This window comes from Sphingobacterium sp. Lzh-3 (genome assembly GCF_046764375.1).
Taxonomy (GTDB): domain Bacteria; phylum Bacteroidota; class Bacteroidia; order Sphingobacteriales; family Sphingobacteriaceae; genus Sphingobacterium.
Map to the genome: position 1 here is coordinate 5,363,583 of NZ_CP177226.1, position 25,211 is coordinate 5,388,793.

The following is a 25,211-nucleotide window of genomic DNA, read 5'->3' on the forward strand; positions in this document are numbered from 1 at the left end:
TTAACGCACGTTAAAACCAATTTAGACTATCCGCGTTGCCCTGCTAATAGATACAAGACAGCCATGCGCACAGCAACACCATTTTCAACCTGATCCAAAATAATTGAATGTTCGCTATCCGCGACATCCGATGTGATTTCGACCCCCCGATTGATTGGTCCGGGGTGCATAATTGTGATTGGCTTCTCTAAAGAATCCAAAATCTCTTTATTCAATCCATATAGCATGGAATATTCTCTTAAGGAAGGGAAATAGGCAATATCCTGACGCTCCAATTGAATCCGTAACATATTTGCAACATCACACCAGTTCAACGCTTTCCGCAAATCATGCTCCACTTTTACACCCAACGATGTAATATGTTTAGGAATTAATGTGGTTGGACCACAAACCATCACTTCTGCACCTTGCTTTTGAAGACATAAGATATTCGACAAGGCAACGCGTGAATGTGTAATATCCCCAACGATAGCTATTTTACGACCAGCTACATCACCATAGCGTTCACGGATCGAAAATGAATCAAGTAAAGCTTGTGTAGGGTGTTCATGTGCTCCGTCACCTGCATTGACAATTTGTGCATCAACATGTTTACTTAGAAATACCCCAGCTCCCGCGTATGGATGTCTCATCACAATCATATCAACCTTCATTGCAAGAATATTGTTCACCGTATCGATGAGTGTCTCCCCCTTACTTACCGAAGAGGAGGAAGCCGCAAAATTCACGATATCCGCAGAAAGTCTCTTTTCAGCAAGTTCAAAGGATAGACGTGTCCGTGTTGAATTTTCAAAAAACACGTTGGCAATCGTAATATCCCTTAACGACGGAACCTTTTTGATTGGCCTATTTAATACCTCTTTGAAATTACTTGCTGTATCCAGGATCAATTGGATATCGTTCTCATTTAGATCTTTGATCCCCAATAAATGGCGGGTACTTAATTGTTCTGCTACAGATGACATTTTATAGTATATTCAAATATTTACTAATCATTTTTTATTGAAAGTGCCTGTTTCCAAAGGTCAACAATAACCTTCAGTAACGTCATGACACCGCTATTAATCGCTAGCTGACGTCTTCTTTTCTGTAATCAAGATAATACTATCCTGATCCTCTGATTCTTTCCAGTTAACAATTACTTTTTGTGAATCAATAGAATCTACCTGTATTCCGATATAATCAGGCTGAATAGGGATCTGTCTAGAGAAGCGGCGATCGACCAAAACAAGCAACTCTATTCTTCTTGCACGGCCAAATGCCTGTACAGCATCCATTGCCGCACGAATAGTACGTCCTGTCCATAAGACATCATCTATAAAGATGACCTCTTTACCTTCTACAATAAAATTGATATTTGTGCTATTTGCTAAGAGTGGACCAGTATTCCCTTTCGTACGGAAGTCATCGCGATAAAAGGTAATATCCAAATCGCCAACTAAAATCTCCTTTCCGATCATTTGTTCAAGCTCTTTGACGATACGTCTCGCTAAAAAAGTTCCTCGGGGTTGAATACCTATGACGACAGCATTTGAAAAATCACCGTGATTCTCAATCAATTGACGACATAGTCTTTGAATTGTGATTTGAAATTTTGGTCCGTCTAATAAAATCGACTGTTTCATTATGGGAATGTTTGAGCAAAGCTACACTTTTTTTAACAAAAACGAAGCCATGAAGGGCAATTAATTTCAATATTTGCATCCAACTGGCACAATAACAAAAAGTGATTTAAACAAAGAATATCTTCCTTTCAGGGAAATTTACAAACCAATTATTCTAGTACATTAACAGATTTTGAAGTTATATACAATACGCATTGCTAACCATTTACAGCAAATTCCATAACATCGAAATGCTATAGGTAAAGACTATTCATCTAGCTCGGCACGTTTATTATTCCGTGCAAAAAAATACACCGGTACACCGATTAATACAAGTATAAAGCCTGGCCAGGTATATTGTGGCTTATAGATAATTAATAATACACAAAATACGGTACCTATCAACAGGTACAAGATCGGAGTGACAGGAAATAGAAATGTCTTATAGGAACGTTCCAAATCGGGTCTTCGTACACGCTGAATAATAACCCCTAGCACTGTAATCATATAAAATATAACAATAACAAAAGATATCATATCCAGTAAATTGCCATATTGCCCACTTAGACAAAGCAATGACGCCCAGATCCCCTGAAGCCATAACGATCGTGCCGGCACATCATATTTGTTATTGGGAATCGCTTGTTTCAGAAACAATCCATCTTTTGCCATAGTCTGAAAAACTCGCGCACCTGATAGTGCGAGCCCGTTAACGCAACCAAAGGTCGAGATCATGACCAAAATCGCCATCGCTATTGTACCACTATGGCCTAATATTTTTTCAGCCGCCGCTATGGCAACACGATCATTTGCCGCAAAAGCAATTTCCTCTCGATTTAATGCCGCCAGGTAAATGTAATTACAACTTATATAGAGCAACATCACCAAGCTTGTTCCGATAACCAATGCCCGAACAACATTACGCTGTGGATTGACAATCTCTCCGGAAACAAACGTTACATTCTCCCAGGCCACACTACTAAATACCGAACCCACCATCGCAGCAGCTAAAGCCCCCATCAGTACGCCCCCCGAGATCTGAGACCAGCCAGCACCTTTTAAATTTTGAAAAGAATCCCAGCCATAAGCCATATTTTCTGAAAAGTGATTTTCCTTAATCAAGAACAGACCACCCAAAATCAATAAAACCAGCGCAATGATTTTTGCTGAAGTAAAGAAAGATTGAACAGCTTTTCCACTCTTGATCCCTCTTGTATTAATAAAGGTGAGGAGGATAATAACACCCATAGCGACAATCTGTATCCAGGTAATCTTAAACTCTCCACGCTGAAATAGCGGTGCAGCATCATTTAACTGCGGAATAAGGTAGGCTGTAAACTTACCAAAGGCGACAGCTACAGCTGCTATCGTTCCCGTTTGAATGACTGTAAATAAACTCCAGCCGTATAAAAAGCCAATTGGCTTCCCAAATATTTCTGTCAGATAGGTATATTGTCCCCCAGCCTTCGGATACATAGACGACAATTCGCCATAGCAGATTGCCGCCGCAACAGTTGCTAATGCGGTCAATAACCAAACGATCGCCAACCAATATCCGGATCCAAGCTGCCGCATCATATCACTCGATACAATAAAAATACCGCTTCCGATCATCGACCCCATGACCAGCATCACTGCATCCCACAATTTTAATTGACGTTTCATCATAACTTAAGGTTGGTTTTATATGGCGTTAAGCTAAGAAAAAATAATCAAAAAAAAGCCGCCCTTTCCTACATCGCATCAAAAAGTGTTTTTCCTTTCGAATACCTGTAGTAAAGGGCAGCTCCTTCGGTTAAAATGATGTCTCTAATTGTTACTCAACACCATACTGTTGTTTATACGATTTTTCTAAATCGGTCACTTGCTGTAGCAATTGTTTTTCCGAGGTAGAGGCCAAGATACTCTTATAGGCACCCAAAGCACGTAATGCTGTACCTATATTTGAATATTCCAGCTCAGGTTTTGTTTGTGCAATATCCTGATACCAACGCATATTTTGGGTCATAAACTTCAGGTTACGGTTTACGATTTCATTTGCACGCTTCGTTTCACCAGTTTCATACAACACGTTGACAATTGGAATATAGCCTAAAATATCGCGCATCAAATAAACACGCTTCGGCATTTTTTCATAGGTTTCAACAGCGACTTTACGCGCCTCATCCTTATGACCTTCCATCATCAACTGTGTCGCTGTACCGCCCATTACTGTATTTGTAATCATGGTAATCATGCGGTAAGATTCAGGATCCAGGTAAGAAGCATGTGCCATATTACCCCATTGGTATTTCGTAGTAATGTCTTTATAAGCAGACTGTGTATCAACCAATGTACCTTCTGCCCCGGCAGGAGTTGCAATCGGCATCAAGCGCAGCGCGAAGCCCTCTTGTACTAAATATTTATCCAAACCAAGGTAGTTATCATTTGGAACTGTTGCCGCAAAATAAATTGGACGTTTCCAATCGTTATTCAATAATACGTTTAAGATAGATAATTCAGCTCTAGAGATATAATTTCTATTGTAGGTCCAGCTCATGGTATCAACAATAGATTCTTGCCAAGCTTTAGGGACGACATTATTTTTCAGAACAGATTCTTTATTCACCGGAAGGCTAAAGTTTTTGGTTGGTAGGAAGTTTTCAAACTTACCACCTCTCAACTCCAATTTGTTCTTCTGGTCATCGGACAATAAAATCTGCATAATCAAATCCAGATCCACATGTCCTGGAACCTTCATATCCTGATAATAAAGCACTTCGCGAACACCTTTCTTGAACTTTTCATCATCGATATTGATCGGTAAACCATCTGCCTGATTCACTTTTTGTTTCATCTGGCGCATATACCAGTCCGAACTCAACAAACTTAAGTTTACGACACGTACATCCGGACGATAATTTTCGACTTCCTGAACATACCATAAAGGATAGGTATCATTATCTCCATAAGTAAATAAAATCGCATTGGGTGCACATGACGCCAAATAGTTTTTAGCAAGATCACGGGCAGTTGTTTTCTCCGAACGATCGTGATCATCCCAGTTTTGGAAGCCCAACAATACTGGAGCGCCCAATAGGCAGGCTACTGTAGCAGCACCGGCGGCAATTTTACCATCCACTTTTTTACTCAGATAATCCGCAATGGCGAAAACACCGAGCCCGATCCAGATGGCGAAGGCATAAAAAGAACCTGCATACGCATAGTCGCGTTCACGTGGTTGAAGTGGGCTTTGATTTAGGTAGAGTACAATTGCTAATCCTGTAAAGAAAAACAACAGTCCCACGATTCCTGCGTCGCGTTGTCTCTTTCCAAAATGCCAGAATGCACCGATTAAACCAATGATCAAAGGCAAGAAATAATATTTATTGTTTGAAGGATCAGTTTTCAGTGAATCTGGAATGGCATTCTGTCCACCAACATGCAACTGATCAACAGGTTTAGCACCTGAAATCCAGTTACCTTCGGTAAATGAGCCCTGCCCTTGTTGGTCATTTTGACGACCGGCAAAATTCCATAAGAAATAACGGCCATACATATGTCCGATCTGATAACTGAAAAAGAACTTCAGGTTATCACCGAAAGTCGGCGATTGGCCTTCCGGAATTTTTAAGTAATCACGATAGTATTCGATATGTCCTTGATCCCTTGAACTGTAAACACGTGGAAAAAACATCGTTTTATCGTATTTGTAGTCCATACCGTTCTCCACTTTGGTATACTTGTCCTTATCTTTTCTGTACGTATATGTAGGCTCGGCATCAACCACTTGTGCATCAAATGTAGGTCCATTCAAAAGTGGCTCACTTGCATATTGCTCACGTCCAAGATAACTCACAAAAGAGAATGCATTATCTGGGTCACTGTTATTTAACGTCGGATTCGCTTTGGCGCGCACCATGATCATGGCAAAGGAACTATATCCAAAAATGATAAATGCTGCACTGATTAAGATCAGATTTAACATGGGTTTTACCTTTTTGATCGAATACCAGATCCCATATACGAAAAGAGCTACCGCTAAAATCATGAAAAGGTTAAATCCGGTACCGAAGCCCATGCCCAAACTATTCACAAAGAACAGATCAAAATATGCGGCGGCTTTAACAGTGTATTGAATAATACCCCATAAAATCAGCGCCAAAACAACGACACCAATTAAGAAAGCTTTGATCGCCCCCGAGGATGTTACAGTTTTTGAACGTTTAAAATAAATGACCAAAGCAATTGCCGGAATCACCAGAAGGTTCAGTAAGTGTACCCCGATAGAAAGCCCCATCACATAGGCGATAAAGATCAACCAGCGGTCCGAACCAGCTTCATCGGCATGATTTTCCCATTTTAGAATACCCCAAAATACGACGGCTGTACATAAAGAAGACATGGCATATACTTCGGACTCTACTGCTGAGAACCAAAAAGTATCCGTAAAAGCATAAGCCAGTGCACCAACAGCGCCCGAGCCGAATATTTTGATTAAATCGGTGGATGTATATGATCCATCAACACCTTTTACAACGATTTTCTTTGCTAAAGCGGTAATTGTCCAAAATAAAAACAAAATGGTCAGACCACTACATACCGCCGATCCTACGTTCATCCAGAAAGCAATTCGTGTAACATCTCCACCAGCAAGGTTTGAGAATATATTTTGAATCATTAAGAATAAAGGTGCTCCCGGCTGGTGCACAATTTGAAGTTTAAAGGCCGAAGCGATAAACTCGCCACAGTCCCACCAACTCGTCGATCGTTCGGCAGTCATGACATACGCTACAGTTGCTATTAGCGCACATATCCATCCTAAAAGATTGTTGATTTTAGTATAGTTCATAAAATGATAACTGTAAAAAGTATTATTAATACGGCTCGAAAATAAGGATAAGTTAATAAGAAATGAACTTTATTCTGATTTTTTAACACATATTAATTGAAAAAATTTCATTATGCGATCCAATATTGGCTGAAAGGAAAGCATTTCCAAAAGCACGCATGTACTTTTGTGGGCCAACATCTCGAAAAAAAGCTTAGCGCGCATATCTTTTTCAAATCAAAACAAAAATTATTTCTTTGAAAATCAGCCCCAATACACTTTACAACACATTTTTATTTGCAGAAATAAGAATAGTCCGTATATTTGCATCATCAAATGTGAACGACATCATCACGATAGCAATCACTTTTGAATTGTTTGTCCGATAGTATAAGGGTAGTACGACAGTTTTTGGTTCTGTTTGTCTTGGTTCGAATCCAGGTCGGACAACAAACAATAGAAAAGGCTTGCAGATGCAAGCCTTTTCTGCGTTATATGCAAGGCTTATTATTTATAAAAGGGTTAAGATTTTTTTAAATTTGCATTTTGATTTTTAAAACAAATCTCTATCTTTGCGTCGTCAAAAAGAAAAAGACGGTAACGTTGACTTTTTAGAGACATTGTCCGATAGTATAAGGGTAGTACGACAGTTTTTGGTTCTGTTTGTCTTGGTTCGAATCCAGGTCGGACAACTTTTAAAGTTAAGAGTATATGGATTGTGAAAACAATCCATTTTTTTTAATGTTTAACTTTAAAAAATAGTAAGGGAATAAAAATATTGAATAAACGACAATACAATAACCCAACATAAATATACAAAACCATGCCTTTGCAATTCAACACGGTTAAATTATTTGCAGGTTCTGGCACTACAGAACTGGCCGAAAAAATCGCACAATCTTACGGGAAACCACTAGGAGACAAAACATTGTCACGTTTTAGCGACGGTGAAATTCAACCTTTCTACAATGAGTCAGTTCGCGGAAGCGATGTATTCATTATCCAATCTACCAACCAACCTACCGACAATCTTTTTGAATTATTATTGATGACAGATGCAGCGAAGAGAGCTTCAGCGCATTATATCACAGCGGTAGTCCCTTATTTCGGTTTCGCAAGACAAGATCGAAAAGACAAACCAAGAGTTGCAATTGGCGCAAAAATGATCGCCAATCTGTTGACTGCAGCTGGTATCCACCGCATCATGACGATGGACCTGCACGCAGCACAAATCCAAGGTTTTTTCGATATCCCTGTTGACCATTTAGATGGCTCTATCATATTTGTTCCTTATATCAAATCGTTAAAACTTCCAAATCTAACGATTGCTTCACCAGATATGGGTGGTTCATATAGAGCACGTACATTTGCTAAATTTTTCAATGCAGAAGTTATTATCTGTGACAAACGTCGTAAACGTGCAAACGAAATCGAATCGATGTCTATCATCGGTGACGTAACAGGTCAGGACGTAGTTTTGATCGATGATATCTGCGATACTGCTGGTACACTTTCAAAAGCAGCAGCACTGATTATGGAAAATGGTGCAAAATCTGTAAGAGCTGTTTGTACACATGCTGTGTTGTCAGGCAAGGCATATGAAACAATTGAAAACTCGGTCTTGTCAGAAATGATCGTAACCGATACCATTCAATTAGATCCAGAAAAAGCAAAACAATCGACCAAAATCAAAGTATTATCAACAGCTGATTTATTTGCAAAAGCAATCACAAGTGTAAATCAACACTCTTCAATCTCTGATTTATTTGAAGTAGAATAATCTTTGAGTTTTACATCCTAGATATTGGACCCTGGTACAGAAAGCATTTAGCTCAACGGCCAGGGTCTTTTTTTTGTATTGCGCCACCACCCCACCTTCTCCCAAAAAACAACAAACATTTAAAAACACTCTTTCGCTTGGTTCTTATCTTTTAACCATAGACGGATGGGCATTTTTATTGAGTATATAGGTTAGCAATTGACTGCTGTCAAATTCGATAATAACAGGGGATTTACAGGGGGGTAACAGGGGGTTAACAGGGGTATAGCAGGGGTCTACCCCAGTTAACCCCTTGTTATACCCGAGTTAAAAGAGTTTTATTTCCCTTTTAAAGATGGAAGTGGCATCAATTAAGTCATGCTTTCGGGTAAACAAGTAGCCGTGTCTAGGCATAGTCACGAACATGGAAAAATCGAAAACATAGAATAAGTGCCTGTTTCCGAACTAATAGCGGCCGTATTTTTTTTGATAATATCAGAAATTAGATTATCTTTGCACCTCAAATTTATAAAAAATTAAAAGATGAAATCAATTGCTATTAGCGGTTCTGTAAGACAGAACGTAGGGAAAAGAGATGCAAAAGAATTGCGTTACCAAGGTTTAGTACCAGCAGTACTTTACGGTGGTACAGAGCAAACAGCTCTTTCTGTATCCGCAGCTGATTTGAAACCAGTTCTTTACACTGCAGACGTAATCATTGTTGAATTAAACATTGAAGGTCAAACTAAAAGAGCTATCGTTCAAGACGCACAATTCCACCCATTAACTGACTTAGTTACGCACGTTGACTTTTTAGAATTATTTGATGATAAAGAAGTATCATTGAATATTCCTATCAAATTAACAGGAACTTCTCCAGGTGTTAAAATGGGGGGTAAATTAGTTCAAAAATTACGTAATTTACGCGTAAAAGCATTACCTGCAAACCTACCACAAGAAATTGCTGTACCAATGGAATCTTTAGAAGTTGGTAAATCAGTTCGTGTAGGTCAAATTCAATTGGAAAACGCAAAAGTATTAAACAATGCTGATGATACAATCGTATCAGTAATCATGTCTCGTGCATTGCGTCAAGCTGAACAAGAAGCAGCGAAAGCATCTAAAGGTGGTAAAAAATAATCTGAACAAGATTCTTAAAATACTACAGAAAGCACCGAATTTCGGTGCTTTTTTGTTTATTAAAATTTTTATTTTTGCAGCATGAATTATCTTATCGTTGGATTGGGCAACATTGGCAGTGAATATGCCGATACACGACATAATATAGGGTTTATGGTTGCCGACGAGCTTGTTAAACAGGCTGGTGCCAGTTTCTCCTTGCTCAAGTTGGCCTATTATAGCGAATTTAAGCAAAGGGGGCACAATGTCACTGTGATTAAACCTACGACCTACATGAACTTAAGTGGCAAGGCTGTTAATTACTACATGCAACAATGTAAAGTTCCTATTCAGAATGTATTGGTGATTGTGGATGATCTGGCCATTCCGTTTGGTTCGCTACGGATGAAACCCAAAGGAAGCAGCGCCGGTCATAACGGACTTAAATCCATTGAGCAGCTTTGTGGCGGACAGGTTTATCCGCGCTTACGTTTCGGCATCGGAGACAATTACCCAAAAGGTAGACAAGTAGATTATGTACTGGGCCCTTTTGACAAAGAAGAACAAGCTGAACTACCGGCTTTAATTGACCATTCCGTTAAAATGATCCAAAGTTTTGTCAATATCGGCATCGAGCTGACGATGACTAATTTAAACACAAAATAGTAGAAGTCACTAAAGCAGACTGACGTACTGTGTATTGATACTGATTTATAAAAAAAGACCGATAATCGGTCTTTTTTTTATAAATCAGAGAATTTCACATTAATTACTGCTTTCTACCCTGATCTTTTCTTTTTCTATATCCATCTTAATCGCTCCGCTTATCTTCTCTTTTAATTTTCCATTCGCCTGCACATCGTTTTTCTGCTCGCTTGCTTTCATTCGGGTCGTAACGATAATGACACCGTCTTTGCCTGCACTCCCATACAATGCAGTCGCACTTGCATTTTTCAAAATCTCTATAGATTCAATATCTTTCGAATCAAGTCTTTGCAAACTGGCCTCCTTCTTAACAGCCCCATCAACCACAATTAATGGCTTGACTTTTCCATCGTAACCACGTATTCTGACCGATGGAAAATCTGTTCCGATCGACTGACTTGCCTGTTTGTTCGCTAAGAGACCAATTGTTTTTGCTTCAAGATTAGCCGTTTCTGATTTATCCATCAAAGTAATTTGTTTCGCGTCATCCAATGTCTCACTTTTCTTATAACCAACCACGGCAACAACTTTTTCACCCTGTCCTTCGTTTTTCTTAGAACCAATCGTCGAACTAATCTTATCATCCACACTGTTGTCTCTCTTATAGCCAACGACGGTAACGACATCATCCCCTTTTTTATTTTCCTGCCCTATGAAACGAAACTTATTATTCACCTTATCCGGATTCTCACGAGCCCATTTTTTTGTCGTAATAACTAAAACACCATTCTTAGCATCTTCACCATATTTCTTAATCGCTTCAGCATCCTTCCACACCGATAGTGTCGCGATTCCATCCGGCGTCAGGGCCAGCTCCTTCACCATTTTTTGATCTACCCTTTTGCCATCAATAACGTACACCACATCAGTTGACTTATCATTCGTTAGCAGATCATCACGATACGTCACCCCAATCGTAAGACCTTTGAGTTTGGTCATATCTTTACCAATATGAGCTCCTTCCTTCAAATTCACTTCAAGGATACCATCTTTCCCAACATCTTCACCATACTTATCAATAGCAGCCTTACCTTGTAATACCGAGACTGACGCTATAGCATTCGGATCGATATCATCCACAGTAAAAGTTTTTTCCTGCACAATACCATTCATAACACAGCGTAATTTTTTTTGTGCTATATCCGAATGTTGTTGCATTTCAACAGTATTGGCCAAAATTGCTCCGCCAGAAATATCAATTGAAGACTTCGTCCGATACTTGATCATATCACTGTCATTCGAAAACCAGTACTTCGCCAGTTTTCCTTCAGGAATAGCCAAAAATTCAGCCTTAGAGACCAATTTATTATCCACAAAATACTTTTGATTTTTAGAAAAATCAATAGCAGATCTCTTGATTTCCTTAAAATCTCTCGTCTCCACTTGATTTGCTTTAGCCAAAGTATCCGCCAATACAGTAGTTTTCATATTTGATTGATCTGTCTGAGATCGTAAATCAACTGTTGGTAACTGAATAGGTAATACTGTCTCATTTACTTTCTCAACTACCCCTTCTATGCTTCCCTCCGCTTTACTTACCGTAAATGCTGCTCCCGTCAATAAAAATACAGGTAAAAGAAAGGCGTATTTACCCAGTTCTATTTTCGATGATCGCTTCTTGTTCATCATCATAATTCGACGTTTTAAAAGTTTAAAATTAAATTGATTGCTCAATCCTACTGAAGTGCCCTTTTTGGACACATTCAATAGGCTGTATTGGTACGTCTGCTTGTCAATTCCTTTATCGAGAACCTGTTGATCAGTCAAGAACTCCAAATTTTGGCGAATGGCTCTGCGCATGAACCAGACGAAAGGATTGTACCAACAACACACCAATATCATTTCAAACAATAAAATATCCAGACTGTGAAGGCCTTTCACATGAATATCCTCATGCTTAAAAATATCTTTAAGTTCAGCATCAGCATGCTGTCCTTTATTGACATAGATTTTATTCAAAAACGAAAATGGAACAATAGGAATAAGCACATTCCGAAATAGATACGTCCGCCATTGATCGGACTTTGAATTCAGATGAATCCGTAATAAACTCAATAATTGAAATACAAACTTCAATAACAATACAATCGCACCAACCATAAACACAATTTCCACCAACCTTCCCAAGGTCAGTTGTTGCTGCACTTCCGGCTCAGTAATATAAAGCGAAATCTGCTCGCCTACCGCCCCCATATTCAGCCCGCGCTGCACGAACAAAGACTTTAAATCCAGAAATGGATATATAAAAGCAAATAGCCCTCCTGCCAAAAAGTAAACTCGATTTAGCATATAGAACGTCAGCCCTTTCAATAGTCCAATATATCCCAGATAGATAATCCCCAAGAGCAGGTTGACTTGAATAATATAGGTCAGTAAGCTTTCCATGTTATTAAGATTTATTATGCTTAATCATGTCCATAATTTCCTTTAATTCATCAGCCGTTAGTTTTTCTTCCTGCACAAAAAAAGATACCATCTCCTTATAGGAATTTTTAAAATAATCGCCCACAAAGGAATTCATAAATTTCGCTTTATAATCTTCCTCACTCACCATCGGTTCATAGCGCTTGGCATTGGCATAACGTACTGCTTTCACAAAATCTTTACGTTCCAGATTCTTTACTGTTGAAGCCAAGGTGGTATAAGGCATCTTTTCACCCTTGATATTATCCAAAATCTCTTTTATAAAACCTCCATTGAGACTCCAAATAGATTGCATTGCCTGCTCTTCCTGTGCTGTTAATTTTTCCATAGCTGTTTATTCCTTTTTCTAATCTTTCACTAATCTACGAATAATTCGTAAATACCAAAAATATTTTCTCTTTGTTTTACAAATTAATAGTGAACAGCGCCGTCTCCCTTGTTTAAAAAAAACAAACGGCTCATTTCCTGCGTATTTAAACTCAGATTCGACGAATATAAGTTAGCTGGCAGAAAATTTGTTATACGATTATTTTAATTCTAAATTCACACATAAATCGTTTCATCAATTGAAAAGGCAGAACTTTCAACTGGATAGAATCCCCTGGAATCAGTCCGGTTGTATGCGCCAAAAGATGGTTCAAAAAAATACAGGTAAGATAAATGGCTAAAAATATCAAAGCGATTAAATGTCCGCATTGCGGAAGTATAAAAATCACCACACTACGCCCCGATTATTATAAATGCGATAGCTGTGGAACAGAATTTTTTTTAGATAGCGACGACATCAATATCAATCACAACTACAACTATCCGCGCAACAATCCGGATCAATATAAAGCCGTACGGATTGTATTATTTGCTGTCGTGGGCTTTATTGCTCTTATGTTTGTCATTGGAGCCCTAAGCGCTATTTTTTCCAAAAAGCCAGCGCCCAATTATTCAACTTACAGCACCTCTAATACAGCAGAGAAAAAAGAAGAGGTAGAACCTCTTGAATGGAATTACGCAAGCAACACACTATTTTTGGACAAAGATAATACGCCCCACGTTGTTGTCGTCGGTAATGTCGGAACCTTCAGAAAACGAATGGACGAAAACAAGGATAATAAGGTTTATATTGGGTTTTTCGATCCAAAAACAGGTAAAAAAGAATGGGTAAAGGCATTGATGGAAACACCTGTCGAACTGTCGAGCAGCGACGTCAAACTTCAGGTATTTGAAGACCAGAATCTCTATATTATCGTCAAAGCCAAATACATTTATCAGCTGGACAGAAATACACTTACATATAAAAGTGTGCTTGAGAACTATGTGAAAGATGCGCCATCTTTAAGCACAGGCATCGCTAAGGTTGAATTTAAATACGAAGACTATGGATCAGCCTATCAAATTGTCAACAATGAGGGTCAAAATCTAGCTTATTACCCCTTAATTAATAAATCTATCCCCGATAAACAGCTTTACGATGAGAGAAGGAAAAAACTTCCCAATCCAACGACAAAAACGGAATTCGCTTTTTCAAGTAAATCCAGTTATTATCCGGAAGAAAAAATCCAGTTAATCCAGTACAGTTACCAATATCAATATGGATTTCCCAAAGATAGCCCGCGCTTTTCCTGGGATAAAGACTATGGCGGTTCGGGTATTTTTACCGACCGTGATCCTTATAAAAAGGTATTGATCAATCCATGGCAATTTAAAGGCGCCCGTCTGATTAGCTTCAAGGACTTCACACCAGGAAGGCTTTACTTTCAGCCTGTAATCATTGCGCAGAATGACAAAACGCTACTCATCGCGTATAAACCAACGCCTGCTGAAGACGACCCTTTCCAGATCCAACTATTGGATGTAACAACTGGCGCCATACAAAAAACAGTGACTACAGATCTTAAATCCATGTATGGAAATGGGAGCCTACTCAAAGATGGTTTTATTATAAAGGGCGCCAGCGACTATTATTATTTTGATAATAATGGAAAACAAATCAACAAGTTTGAAGGGTATAACCCCAAATTCGACACACTAAATTAATCACTATGGGACTATTTAATCTTTTTAACAACCAACTTTCTGAAGTCATCGAGTGGAAAAACCAAGACCCTCGATTATTATGGTATAAATTTCCATCCGAAAGGAATGAGATCAAAAATTCCAGCAAGCTGATCCTCGCTCCAGGGCAGGGCTGCATCCTTGTGTATGAGGGAAAAGGTGAAAACCTGCTGACCGAACCAGGAACGTACAACCTCAAAACGGACAACCATCCCTTCTTTACCACTTTAGCGCGTTTACGGCAGAATTTTGAATCCGAGCATAAGCTTTACATTTACTTTTTTCGCACAGCTGCTATCGTCAATCAATCCTGGGGAACGGGAACACCTATAAAATATATCGACCCCCATTACAATTTACCAATAGAAATCGGCTTGAATGGTACGTTCTCTTACCTCATCAAGGAACCGGTGCATTTCTATAAAAACATTGTCGCTAATCAAAATACGGTCAGCACAGCTGTCATTCAAGACATCATCAATAATCGGATCCCACAACAAATTATTGCGCAGATTGCACAAAAGAAACTGGGTTACAATGAAATTGACAGTCAACTGGGACTGTTATCCCACGACATCAAGACTGCGGTTGAACAAGATTTTAATGACCTTGGTCTCGACATTACGGATTTCAAAATCTTAGGAACTCAATTTGATGCCAATACACAACGAAGAATCGGAGAAATCGCCGATTTAAGCACACAAAATCAAGCGGCACAACAGGCAGGTCTGAGCTATGTTGAATTAGAAAAACTACGTGCGCTCCGTGATGCCGCTAAAAATGAAGGAGGAATCGCGGGTGTAGGTGCACAACTGGGCGTCGGTATGGAACTCGGAAAACAGTTTGACCTCCAAAAAGAGGAGATCAAAGATCATATTCAGCAAGAAGGCGACTTTGTCGAGAAACTTCAAAAGCTGCAGCTGCTGCTCCGTGAAAACATCATTAGTCAGGAAGAATTCGATACACTCAAAAAACAGATTCTCAACAAAATATAATGCATGCGGGGATATTCATATCACGATTCAGCTCAATTATACCGAGGTGAATCAATTCATAACACATAAATTAATTCAGCTATGAAATACATATTCGGTATATTATTCACCTTGGTGATCCTTTTCGTTGCCACCTATTTCCTTTTAGGGTTGTGGGGCATTCAGCTACTAGACGCTGAAAATTTCAGTAAAATCTTATGGACTACGGGAATATTGACAGCAACCGCTATTGTTCTGGTCTGTTTTGTTATACTTCCATTTTTCGGGTCAGGCAAACAGGGGAACTATGAAGACAAAGGCAAAGTCGCCCAACGAAAAATAGATTAATATTTTTGCAGAATAAGATAATGTTAAATTTGAATAAATTATTTGCTTATTTAAGTAAATAATTAGTGAATATTATCCAAAATGACGCAGTCATGTCATTTTAATTCCAAAAGAACTTTCAATTTTAAATATCAAATAGTTAAATTTGTGAGATTAGCATAACAAATCAGATATAAGATAATATATAAACATGTCAGATAAAGCATCTATAAATTTAGACGGCACTTCGTATGACCTTCCGGTCATTGTCGGTACTGAAAATGAAAAAGCAGTTGATATTTCCAAATTAAGAGATCTAAGCGGATTTATTACGTTAGACCCAGGATACAAAAATACAGGTGCAACGAAAAGTGCGATTACTTTCCTTGATGGTGAAAAAGGCATATTGAGATATAGAGGATATCCAATTGAACAATTGGCAGAGAAATCGACTTTCTTGGAAGTTGCTTATTTGTTGATTTATGGAGAGCTTCCAAAAAAAGAGGTATTGGAAAAATTCAGAGCTGACATCAAAAAGCAAATGATGATTCACGAAGATATGAAAAACTTCTTCGCTGGTTTTCCTTCCAAATCACATCCAATGGGTCAACTTTCCTGTTTAGTTGGTGCATTATCGGCGTTTTACCCAGAATCTTTAAATCCAAACTTAACAGACGAAGAAGAAGATCAAACGATCATCAATCTTTTGGCAAAAATGCCAACAATCGTTTCTTGGATCCAGAAGAAATCATTGGGCCACCCTGTTGTTTATCCTAAAAACAACCTTGGCTATATCGACAACTTCCTAAACATGTTATTCGGAGAAGTTAACGATGAAAAAACATTCGATCCAGTCGTCATTGATGCCATGCACAAATTGTTGATTTTACATGCTGATCATGAGCAAAACTGTTCAACATCTACTGTCCGTATTGTAGGTTCATCCAATGCAAACCTTTATGCTTCTGTTGCATCAGGTATCAACGCATTATGGGGACCATTACATGGTGGCGCAAACCAAGCCGTAATCGAGATGTTAGAGGCCATTAAAAATGATGGTGGTGATGCTGAAAAATATCTTGCTAAAGCAAAAGACAAAAACGATCCTTTCCGCTTAATGGGATTCGGTCACCGTGTTTACAAAAACTTCGACCCACGTGCTAAAATTATCAAAAAAGCCTGTGATGATATCTTAGAAAAATTAGGTGTTCAAGATCCTGTATTGGATATCGCGAAGAAACTGGAAGAAGCAGCATTGAATGACCAATATTTCATTGACAGAAAACTTTATCCAAATGTTGATTTCTATTCAGGTATCATCTACCGTGCGTTAGGTTTCAAAGCAGACATGTTTACCGTATTATTTGCTTTAGGCCGTCTACCAGGATGGATTGCACAGTGGAAAGAAATGCGCGAAAACAAAGAGCCTATCGGTCGTCCTAGACAAGTATACGTTGGCCACACAGAACGCGACTACGTTGAATTTTCAAATCGTTAATTCGATTTCGATTTATATCCATAAAAAGCATCCTTCGGGGTGCTTTTTTATTTTTATCTGAGCTAACAGGGATGGCTTTACAGCTGTCCGAAGCCACCCATTCGAACACGATATGATTACTCGTTGTTACGCTATTGTCACGATAATCTACTTGTTAAGTATATTTTAATTTTTCCTTATCTAAATTCCCTGTTTTTCGTTAAGTTTGCGTATTCATTGGTCTCTTATTAAAAATCATTATAAATAAGACTTGTTAGAAACAATACTACATATCTTGGTTCCCATTGCTATTTTCACCTTTATAGCAGCTTTCACCTTGTTTGCAGTATATGCTGAACGAAAGATTGCGGGATTTGTCCAGGATCGACTCGGTCCGATGGAAACAGGAAAGTATGGTAGTCTCCAAACAATCGCCGACATTCTCAAACTGCTCCAAAAAGAATTAATCACCCCTTCATCAGCCGATAAAATTCTCTTTAGGCTTGCACCTATCGTTATTTTCGTTGCTGTATTTACAGGTTTTGCTGTTATCCCATGGGCAAAGGACTTTATTCCCGCGGATACACATACAGGCTTGTTCTTCATTATGGCTATCATCTCCATTGATGCTTTGGGCATCTTAATGGCAGGTTGGGGATCCAACAATAAATATTCTCTATTAGGCTCCATGCGTGCGATTGCACAGATGGTATCCTATGAAATTCCGGTAGGCCTCTCACTGATTACGGTCGTTATGCTCACCCAAACCCTAAATTTGAATGAAATCGCTATTGGACAGGGCATCCTAACCAATGGAAGCATTAAATTCTTGGGTCTTTGGGAAGTCAATGAGATTGGGGGCCTCTTTGCCTGGAATATTTTTCAGGCTCCACATTTGATTATCACCTACATCATATTCTTTATCGCAACCCTTGCCGAGTGTAATCGTGCTCCCTTTGATATTCCGGAAGCCGAATCTGAATTGGTCGGTGGCTTCCATACGGAATATGGCGGGATACAATTTGCCTTTATCTTTTTGGCGGAGTATGCCATGATGTTTTTGGTATCCATGTTGGGCGTTGTTCTCTTCTTAGGAGCTTGGAATACACCGTTACCCAACATAGGTGCAATACGTTTGGCCGATTGGACCACAGGCTTAGTGTGGGGAATATTTTGGACCTTGGCCAAATCATTGTTTATTGTTGGTATACAAATGTGGATCCGATGGACATTACCACGGTTGCGTGCAGATCAACTGATGAGTTTATGTTGGAAAGTATTGACGCCGCTGGCTTTTCTTTGTATGGCCATTTCTGCAATTTGGCGAATTTTAGTTATAGCATAAGATTATGATATTTAAAACGGCTTCGCATGCATTTCGTACGGCAATCAAGGGTTTATCTTTGACTGTTAAACACTTGTTTGGTGCCCGACGTTCGCGAACGGAATTAAATATCAAAAAGGATAACTACTTTGATCAGCAGGAGGGAATTGTCACGGTGCAGTATCCACGTGAAAAAATGCCGATCCCCGAGGTTGCCCGCTATCAGCTGCAAGTCGATATCGAGGACTGTATTGTATGTGATCTATGCGCAAAGGCTTGTCCTGTAGACTGCATCGAAATCGAAGCAATCAAATCTCCGGAAGCAATTGGAAAAACTTCCGATGGTAGCGTTAAACGACTATACCCGGCCAAATTCAATATTGATATGGCTAAATGTATGTATTGTGGACTATGCACGGTAGTATGTCCCACAGAATGTATTACCATGACCAACGAATATGACCGCAGCTCACAAAAACTGACTGATCTTATCTATGGTTTCTCCGATATGACCGATAGCGAGGTCGCACAACGTAAAGCAGAATGGACCAAGTTTCAAGCTGACAAGGAGGCAGCAAAGCAAAAATAAAAGATGGAAAGTATTTTATTCTACGCCTTTGCTACCCTAGCAGTCGGTTCAGCACTCTTGCTCGTTAATCTTAAAAATATTGCACGCGCTCTATTCCTGTTTTTTATTGTTTTATTTGCAATGGCAGGACTTTACCTATTTGCTTTAGCCGATTTTGTAGCTATTACACAAATTATGGTGTATGTTGGCGGCGTGCTCATATTGATGTTATTTGCCTTTATGCTTTCCAATAAAGAGCTTTTAAAAGATCTTCAAAATAGTAGCGGTTCATTCTTAAGCCTACCCAAATGGCAGACTATTCCAATCGTGCTTGGTTTCCTGTTACTGATGCTTTATGGCATCGTCGAATGGCAACAAGCTTCTCCAGCATGGTGGATCTTAAATGCCAAGGAAAATAATACCGAGATCCTCGCAACAGACAATAATATACATCAGATCGGATTACGTTTTATGACTTTTTATGTATTGCCATTTGAAATCATATCCGTGTTTTTGATGATGGCCTTGATCGGAGCATCACATTTATCCAGAAAGGAGCGTGCGATATGATTACACTGACGCATTTTTTGGTTGTCAGTGCCTGCATCTTTTGCATTGGGCTCTATACCGTGCTTTCCAAAAAAAATGCGATCATGATTTTGGTCGGTATTGAGTTGATGGTCAATGCAGCTATCCTGAATTTTGTTGCCTTTGGTAAATATGATAAGGTCAGTTATGGCGGGCAAATTTTCGCACTGTTTGCCATTGTTCTCGCTGCGGCGGCAGTCGCTGTTGGATTGGCGATTGTATTAAATGTTTATAGACATTACAAAACCATTAATCTGGATGAGATAAACCAATTAAAAGACAAGTAAACATTGGATCAATTTGTTCACATATCGCCCCTTCTGACTGCGCTGCTTACCTTAGTGGCACCATTCGCGGCATTCCTATATCAAGCACTAGTAGGCAAACGCGACCAGTCCGGCCTTATTTCTCTCACGGCTATTATCCTCAGCTTTATCGCTGGTGGACTCACTTGGTTGTCCATATGGAATAATCCCGCGGTATCTATTCAAGTAAATTGGTTCACGATTGGTGAAACATCCTTTAAAGTTGGTATCCTGCTGAATAATTTGAGCACTTTAATGCTTTTTTTGGTACCCTCTGTTGCCTTACCCGTACATATATACTCCAGAGCCTACATGAAAGGCGATCCCGGTATTCACCGCTATTGGATGTATCTCAGCTTATTCTGTTTTGCGATGTTGGGATTGGTCATTATGGATAGTCTCCTGTTGATGTATGTTTTTTGGGAGTTGGTCGGTTTTGCATCCTATCTTCTCATCGGATTTTGGTTTACCCGCGAAACAGCTGCACAAGCCAATAAAAAAGCATTTTTGGTTAATCGTATCGGCGACCTCGGTTTCCTAATCGGTCTTGCGATCGTATTTACGCAGTTCAAAACACTCAATTTAGTCGATTTATTTGGCGATAATGGCTTAATCTATCAATCCACAATCGCCCAAGGATTATGGATATCTCCGGTCAATAGCTTACCTCAGATTTGGCTTACCATTGCAGGATTAGCCTTCTTCTTGGCAGCTATGGCTAAATCTGCACAATTTCCGTTACATGTATGGCTTCCAGATGCCATGGAAGGCCCCACATCCGTATCCTCGTTGATTCACGCCGCGACAATGGTAGCTGCTGGTGTATTCCTGCTGGCTACCGTATTTCCATTATTTAATGAATCTGCCTTATTATTCATTGCCATCATTGGTACAATAACCGCTGCTTCGGCCGCGTACTTCGCCCTTGGCCAATACGACATCAAACGTATTCTTGCCTTTTCGACCATCTCGCAGTTAGGTTTTATGATGGTTGGTATTGGCATTGGAACATGGGATGCTGCCTTATTTCATCTGACAACGCATGCCTTCTTTAAGTGTCTGTTGTTTCTTTCTGCCGGAGCTGTTATTCATGAAATGGCCCATTTTAAAGAACATAGCCACCTGGACTTTGATCCGCAGGATTTACGGAACATGGGCGGGCTACGTCGATATATGCCCAAGACCTTTGTGCTAATGGGCATCGCTTCGCTAGCACTCGCAGGGTTCCCGTTGACTTCAGGTTATCTATCCAAAGATAGTATCGTTATCTCCTCCTTTGAATGGGCTATTTCAAAAGGTAACTTATACCTTATCGTCCCCATAAGTTTGATTATTGTAAGTATTTTAACAGCTTTCTATATTGGGCGTTTGCTATTTAAAGCTTTTTTTGGAGAGTTTAGGCTTGCCGACCGGCTACAAGGCAAACTGCATGGTCATCCACTACATGAAGCGCCAAAGACCATGTTGTTCCCCATGTTTTTTTTGGGACTGTTCTGCTTATTTCCGCTCTTTTCTTTCAACCCTTTTTCTTATCACGATTCCTGGTTGATGGACGGCCTTCTATTGGATGAATATGCCTTTGCGCCAAGTCACAGTGCACACCTTATTATCCCTGCAATACTGCTTCTTGGTTCTGCTATTGGCTGGATCATCGGTTGGAAATGGTATGTACAGAATAAATATCCTTTAAACCCTGCTAACTGGGCATTAAAGATTTCTTTCAATCAAGGGTATATCAATCAGTTTTACGAAGCAGTATTTGTCAATGGCACCTTAAAATTGGCACAGTTCTGCTACTGGTTTGACCGTTATGTTGTTGACGCCTTTGTTTCTTTGATTCAGTTTCTCGTCTTATCCCTTTCTCAGCTAAGTGTATGGATAGACAAATATATTGTAGATGGTTTTGTTAATACGGTTGCTTCTGCGGCTTACTGGACCGGCAATCAAGTCCGCCTGGTCCAAAATGGAAAGCTACAGACAACATTGTATTCCGTCTTTTTATTAGTTTTACTTGGTTTAATTTATCTTATATTTTTTTAGGAAATGCCTATTTTATCCTTATTGATATTTTTACCGCTATTGGCTACGGCGCTCATTCTCGCCTTACCGACACGATATAAATCGAGTTACAAATATATTGCTTTAGCATTCACAGCAATCCAATTTGTACTGGCCGGAATATGTTATGCACAGTTTGATGCAAGCAAAACAGGAGTCCAAGATCTGGCGGGCTATCAATTTGTTGAACAGCTTTCTTGGATCCGATTAGATTTAGGATCAATAGGTAAATTAGAGATCGATTATCTTATTGGTATTGATGGGATCTCCATGCCCTTGTTATTGCTGAGTGCTTTCGTTATGCTGATGGCTATAAGCGCCTCTTGGAATATACAGAAAAGTCCGAAGGGATACTTTGCCTTGCTCATGGTACTCAATATGGCCGTTATGGGGATTTTCTGCGCATTGGATTTCTTCCTATTCTATTTGTTTTATGAAGTCATGTTACTGCCACTCTACTTCCTGATCGGTATCTGGGGTGGTGCAAGACGCGAATACGCGGCTATAAAATTCTTTCTATATACCCTATTCGGGTCTGTATTTATGTTGTTGATTATCGTAGGATTGTATTTTTCAGTAATCAACCCTTTGACTGGAGCACATACCTTCAACATGATCTATATGATGAATCCACAGAATTATCTTGAGGGTTCTATTTTCGGCTGGGAGGGTTACCAGGAAATTTTGGGCGTTTCGGCTCGACTGATCGGTTTCATTGTGCTCTTCTTTGCCTTTGCCATTAAAGTACCAATCGTGCCATTGCATACTTGGCTACCGGACGCGCACGTTGAAGCGCCGACACCAGTATCTATTATTCTTGCCGGTATCCTCCTGAAAATTGGTGGTTACGGTATTATCCGTATCTGTTATAGCATCTTTCCTGACATGGCAGCCTTATCCAATTGGTGGCTTGGCTTAATCGGCGTTGTCTCCATTATTTATGGTGCCTTGAATGCCTTATCACAGAAAGACCTGAAACGAATGATTGCTTATTCATCGGTCTCTCATATGGGTTTTGTGCTGCTTGGTATTGCATCGCTGACTGCAGAAGGTATTTCTGGCGCCATGTTTCAGATGATTTCCCATGGATTCTTATCAGCGGCACTCTTTTTCCTTGTTGGCGTGGTCTATGACCGAGTACATGACAGAAATATCTATAGTTTCCGTGGTTTAGCTCAAATTATGCCCAAATATACAGGCTATGTTGCTGTCGCATTTTTTGCTTCCTTGGGTTTACCAGGCTTTTCAGCTTTTATTGGAGAGGCCTTTGTCATTATCGGTTCGTTCAATGCCGAGAGTGTTGGCACAGGACTGCCCCGTTGGATGGCTATAGCAGGTTCTATAGGTATACTATTAAGTGCTGCCTACCTACTCTGGACCTTGCAACGCATGTTTTTTGGGCAAATACGTTTAAAAGGCGGCGAATCTTGGAGCAATACGCTAACAGATGTGAATTTACGTGAACAAGTGATCCTATTTCCAACTTTAGCCCTGGCCTTATTACTTGGTATTATGCCGGCATTAGTATTTAACAATTTAAACGCAAGTGTTCTGAATCTTGTGAGCTTTATCCAACAATTTATCTAATCTGGCATGCTCACATTCAGTCCATATATCAGTTCTTTCATCGATCAGATTATCGTCAGTATCCCATATTTTAAACCCGAACTGATACTGATCATTACTTTTATTAGTACTATCCTCGCTAGTCTTTTTGCTGACAAACACTGGAAGAATACATCTTTTGTCATTACTATCATCGGACTATTGTTCAGTGGCTGTTACCTTGTGGGCCAGGGACTCAGTAAGGTAGAGATGGCTGGCTTTTTTGATATGATCCGGGTTGACGCTTTCGCTACTTCGGCACGACTGATTATCCTGCTATCAACAATCCTCATTTGCATATTCATTCAACAACGCCATCAAGCGCATGGCCGCCCCTTAGGAGATCTTTACGCTGTTTTACTGACGGGGACATTGGGTCTGAATCTATTGACCATGTCGAGCAATTGGCTGATGATATTTATTGCTGTCGAAACGGTTTCGATTAGCTCCTATATCATGGTGGGTTATTTCTCCACCACTAAAATCCAATCGGAGGCTGCTTTAAAATATGTACTCTTTGGATCGATCTGTGCGGCAGTGATGCTTTACGGTTTGTCTTTACTATACGGTTTCACGGGAAACTTGAATTTTGATGCTCCAAGTCATATTGCTGGATTAATGGAAGCCCCTCATATCATGATCAGCATTGCTTTATTATTTTTGTTGACGGGTATTGGTTTTAAGCTGAGCTTTTTTCCCTTTCATGTCTGGAGCCCGGATGTTTATCAAGGTGCACCTACAGTGATTACAACCTATCTCGCTACAGTACCCAAAATTGCTGTTGTTGTGCTATTATCCAAGATACTTTCAGCCTGGCTTAACGTGTCCTTTTATTTTAGTGATTTCTTGACTTATGTGATTATTGCGATCGCCGTAGCAACGATGTTGATCGGTAACTTAGCCGCTTTACGTCAACAGGACGCCAAAAGGATGATGGCCTATTCTTCTATTGGACATACCGGCATACTCCTTATGGCTGTATTGGTTTATCAGAATAATGAATCCAACGTGCTATTATTTTATCTTTCCATATATGCTTTGATGAATATTGCGGTATTCATCTTTATTGATGCTCTGGAAGCTAGTTTAGGAAATACTTCAATTGAATCGTATCGCGGCTTAGGAAAGCAGTACCCACTGCTGTTCACCTCGTTTTCAATTGTTTTAATCGCTTTGGTGGGGCTACCCCCTACTGCAGGTTTTGTTGGAAAACTTTTGGTCTTTTCAAAAGTGTTCGAACAATACCAAAACTTCCAATCCTTCGGTTTATTGGTATTGCTTATTGTCGGTGCGTTGACATCAGTTATCTCCCTATTTTATTATTTTAAAATACCACTGAATGCGTTTTTAAGGGATAATACTGTTCAGTCTGTGCAAAAATTTAATCCTTTCCTTCTCAGCATTGCATTATTGTGTACGATTCTATTAGTCCTATTAGGGCTATTTCCAGACTTACTGCTAAAGATATTTTGAGCATTTTATAAATGCCAGGTTTTATCGATAGAAAAATGATTT

20 protein-coding genes are annotated in these 25,211 nt (G+C 39.5%); 14 read left to right on the forward strand and 6 right to left on the reverse strand.

Annotation, left to right across the window (positions count from 1 at the left end; all coding sequences use genetic code 11):
* Positions 1–26: 26 nt before the first annotated feature.
* From ACLCDV_RS22685 to ACLCDV_RS22700, 4 genes are all read right to left on the reverse strand, one after another.
* Positions 27–965, reverse strand: a complete 939-nt coding sequence (locus ACLCDV_RS22685; protein WP_075994218.1) for an aspartate carbamoyltransferase catalytic subunit — start codon at positions 963–965, stop codon at positions 27–29.
* A gap of 96 nt (positions 966–1,061) precedes the next feature.
* Positions 1,062–1,625, reverse strand: coding sequence for a bifunctional pyr operon transcriptional regulator/uracil phosphoribosyltransferase PyrR (gene pyrR, locus ACLCDV_RS22690; RefSeq protein ID WP_317669515.1), 564 nt, complete (start codon positions 1,623–1,625; stop codon positions 1,062–1,064).
* Positions 1,626–1,871: 246 nt separating this feature from the next.
* Positions 1,872–3,272 (reverse strand): APC family permease, encoded by a 1,401-nt coding sequence (locus ACLCDV_RS22695; protein ID WP_286851282.1) that lies wholly within the window; start codon positions 3,270–3,272, stop codon positions 1,872–1,874.
* Positions 3,273–3,420: 148 nt separating this feature from the next.
* Complete coding sequence (locus ACLCDV_RS22700) at positions 3,421–6,435, reverse strand: DUF2723 domain-containing protein (RefSeq protein WP_317669513.1); 3,015 nt, start codon at positions 6,433–6,435, stop codon at positions 3,421–3,423.
* An 802-nt stretch (positions 6,436–7,237) separates the two neighbouring features.
* On the opposite strand from ACLCDV_RS22700, the gene ACLCDV_RS22705 reads away from it, so the two are divergent.
* The 3 genes from ACLCDV_RS22705 (at position 7,238) to pth (ending at position 9,958) form a co-directional block, all read left to right on the forward strand.
* Positions 7,238–8,194, forward strand: a complete 957-nt coding sequence (locus tag ACLCDV_RS22705) for a ribose-phosphate pyrophosphokinase (protein WP_046672755.1) — start codon at positions 7,238–7,240, stop codon at positions 8,192–8,194.
* Positions 8,195–8,716: 522 nt separating this feature from the next.
* Positions 8,717–9,313 (forward strand): 50S ribosomal protein L25/general stress protein Ctc, encoded by a 597-nt coding sequence (locus ACLCDV_RS22710; protein WP_075994221.1) that lies wholly within the window; start codon positions 8,717–8,719, stop codon positions 9,311–9,313.
* Positions 9,314–9,394: 81 nt separating this feature from the next.
* Positions 9,395–9,958 (forward strand): aminoacyl-tRNA hydrolase, encoded by a 564-nt coding sequence (gene pth, locus ACLCDV_RS22715; protein WP_075994222.1) that lies wholly within the window; start codon positions 9,395–9,397, stop codon positions 9,956–9,958.
* 99 nt (positions 9,959–10,057) lie between these two features.
* Here pth and ACLCDV_RS22720 read toward each other — a convergent pair whose 3' ends face one another.
* Positions 10,058–12,382 carry a TonB-dependent receptor plug domain-containing protein gene (locus tag ACLCDV_RS22720; protein ID WP_411972287.1) on the reverse strand — a complete coding sequence of 775 codons (2,325 nt, stop codon included), beginning with the start codon at positions 12,380–12,382 and terminating at the stop codon, positions 10,058–10,060.
* Between the two features lie 4 nt (positions 12,383–12,386).
* Complete coding sequence (locus ACLCDV_RS22725; protein ID WP_209580554.1) at positions 12,387–12,749, reverse strand: BlaI/MecI/CopY family transcriptional regulator; 363 nt, start codon at positions 12,747–12,749, stop codon at positions 12,387–12,389.
* Between the two features lie 332 nt (positions 12,750–13,081).
* Between ACLCDV_RS22725 and ACLCDV_RS22730 the strand changes: the two genes are divergently transcribed.
* The 11 genes from ACLCDV_RS22730 (at position 13,082) to ACLCDV_RS22780 (ending at position 25,169) form a co-directional block, all read left to right on the forward strand.
* Complete coding sequence (locus ACLCDV_RS22730; RefSeq protein ID WP_411972288.1) at positions 13,082–14,452, forward strand: hypothetical protein; 1,371 nt, start codon at positions 13,082–13,084, stop codon at positions 14,450–14,452.
* Between the two features lie 5 nt (positions 14,453–14,457).
* The gene (locus ACLCDV_RS22735; protein WP_333577581.1) at positions 14,458–15,465 is read left to right on the forward strand and encodes an SPFH domain-containing protein; all 1,008 of its coding nucleotides are present in this window, start codon (positions 14,458–14,460) and stop codon (positions 15,463–15,465) included.
* An 81-nt stretch (positions 15,466–15,546) separates the two neighbouring features.
* On the forward strand, positions 15,547–15,792 hold the full coding sequence (locus ACLCDV_RS22740; protein WP_317669509.1) for a hypothetical protein: 246 nt from the start codon (positions 15,547–15,549) through the stop codon (positions 15,790–15,792).
* A gap of 190 nt (positions 15,793–15,982) precedes the next feature.
* On the forward strand, positions 15,983–17,269 hold the full coding sequence (locus ACLCDV_RS22745; protein ID WP_075994228.1) for a citrate synthase: 1,287 nt from the start codon (positions 15,983–15,985) through the stop codon (positions 17,267–17,269).
* 250 nt (positions 17,270–17,519) lie between these two features.
* A complete protein-coding gene (nuoH, locus tag ACLCDV_RS22750; protein WP_317669507.1) occupies positions 17,520–18,593 on the forward strand; it encodes an NADH-quinone oxidoreductase subunit NuoH in 1,074 nt (357 codons plus the stop codon).
* Between the two features lie 4 nt (positions 18,594–18,597).
* On the forward strand, positions 18,598–19,161 hold the full coding sequence (locus ACLCDV_RS22755) for a NuoI/complex I 23 kDa subunit family protein (protein ID WP_288066690.1): 564 nt from the start codon (positions 18,598–18,600) through the stop codon (positions 19,159–19,161).
* A 3-nt stretch (positions 19,162–19,164) separates the two neighbouring features.
* The gene (locus tag ACLCDV_RS22760) at positions 19,165–19,710 is read left to right on the forward strand and encodes an NADH-quinone oxidoreductase subunit J (protein WP_317669506.1); all 546 of its coding nucleotides are present in this window, start codon (positions 19,165–19,167) and stop codon (positions 19,708–19,710) included.
* Complete coding sequence (gene nuoK / locus ACLCDV_RS22765; RefSeq protein ID WP_411972289.1) at positions 19,707–20,015, forward strand: NADH-quinone oxidoreductase subunit NuoK; 309 nt, start codon at positions 19,707–19,709, stop codon at positions 20,013–20,015. The genes ACLCDV_RS22760 and nuoK overlap by 4 nt, the downstream gene beginning before the upstream one ends.
* Positions 20,016–20,018: 3 nt before the next feature.
* Positions 20,019–22,073, forward strand: a complete 2,055-nt coding sequence (locus ACLCDV_RS22770) for an NADH-quinone oxidoreductase subunit L (protein WP_411972290.1) — start codon at positions 20,019–20,021, stop codon at positions 22,071–22,073.
* 3 nt (positions 22,074–22,076) lie between these two features.
* Positions 22,077–23,678, forward strand: a complete 1,602-nt coding sequence (locus ACLCDV_RS22775; protein ID WP_411972291.1) for a complex I subunit 4 family protein — start codon at positions 22,077–22,079, stop codon at positions 23,676–23,678.
* A 6-nt stretch (positions 23,679–23,684) separates the two neighbouring features.
* On the forward strand, positions 23,685–25,169 hold the full coding sequence (locus ACLCDV_RS22780) for an NADH-quinone oxidoreductase subunit N (RefSeq protein WP_333577578.1): 1,485 nt from the start codon (positions 23,685–23,687) through the stop codon (positions 25,167–25,169).
* Positions 25,170–25,211 lie beyond the last annotated feature (42 nt).

Excerpts from the sequence above, each read along its gene's own strand:
- pth (WP_075994222.1), top strand. The coding sequence starts at position 9,395 with ATGAATTATCTTATCGTTGGATTGGGCAACATTGGCAGTGAATATGCC.
- ACLCDV_RS22755 (WP_288066690.1), top strand. The coding sequence starts at position 18,598 with ATGATATTTAAAACGGCTTCGCATGCATTTCGTACGGCAATCAAGGGT.
- ACLCDV_RS22745 (WP_075994228.1), top strand. The coding sequence starts at position 15,983 with ATGTCAGATAAAGCATCTATAAATTTAGACGGCACTTCGTATGACCTT.
- ACLCDV_RS22705 (WP_046672755.1), top strand. The coding sequence starts at position 7,238 with ATGCCTTTGCAATTCAACACGGTTAAATTATTTGCAGGTTCTGGCACT.
- pyrR (WP_317669515.1), bottom strand. The coding sequence starts at position 1,625 with ATGAAACAGTCGATTTTATTAGACGGACCAAAATTTCAAATCACAATT.
- ACLCDV_RS22695 (WP_286851282.1), bottom strand. The coding sequence starts at position 3,272 with ATGATGAAACGTCAATTAAAATTGTGGGATGCAGTGATGCTGGTCATG.
- ACLCDV_RS22730 (WP_411972288.1), top strand. The coding sequence starts at position 13,082 with ATGGCTAAAAATATCAAAGCGATTAAATGTCCGCATTGCGGAAGTATA.
- ACLCDV_RS22780 (WP_333577578.1), top strand. The coding sequence starts at position 23,685 with ATGCTCACATTCAGTCCATATATCAGTTCTTTCATCGATCAGATTATC.
- ACLCDV_RS22685 (WP_075994218.1), bottom strand. The coding sequence starts at position 965 with ATGTCATCTGTAGCAGAACAATTAAGTACCCGCCATTTATTGGGGATC.
- ACLCDV_RS22725 (WP_209580554.1), bottom strand. The coding sequence starts at position 12,749 with ATGGAAAAATTAACAGCACAGGAAGAGCAGGCAATGCAATCTATTTGG.
- ACLCDV_RS22710 (WP_075994221.1), top strand. The coding sequence starts at position 8,717 with ATGAAATCAATTGCTATTAGCGGTTCTGTAAGACAGAACGTAGGGAAA.
- ACLCDV_RS22760 (WP_317669506.1), top strand. The coding sequence starts at position 19,165 with ATGGAAAGTATTTTATTCTACGCCTTTGCTACCCTAGCAGTCGGTTCA.
- ACLCDV_RS22735 (WP_333577581.1), top strand. The coding sequence starts at position 14,458 with ATGGGACTATTTAATCTTTTTAACAACCAACTTTCTGAAGTCATCGAG.
- ACLCDV_RS22720 (WP_411972287.1), bottom strand. The coding sequence starts at position 12,382 with ATGGAAAGCTTACTGACCTATATTATTCAAGTCAACCTGCTCTTGGGG.
- ACLCDV_RS22700 (WP_317669513.1), bottom strand. The coding sequence starts at position 6,435 with ATGAACTATACTAAAATCAACAATCTTTTAGGATGGATATGTGCGCTA.
- nuoK (WP_411972289.1), top strand. The coding sequence starts at position 19,707 with ATGATTACACTGACGCATTTTTTGGTTGTCAGTGCCTGCATCTTTTGC.
- ACLCDV_RS22775 (WP_411972291.1), top strand. The coding sequence starts at position 22,077 with ATGCCTATTTTATCCTTATTGATATTTTTACCGCTATTGGCTACGGCG.
- ACLCDV_RS22740 (WP_317669509.1), top strand. The coding sequence starts at position 15,547 with ATGAAATACATATTCGGTATATTATTCACCTTGGTGATCCTTTTCGTT.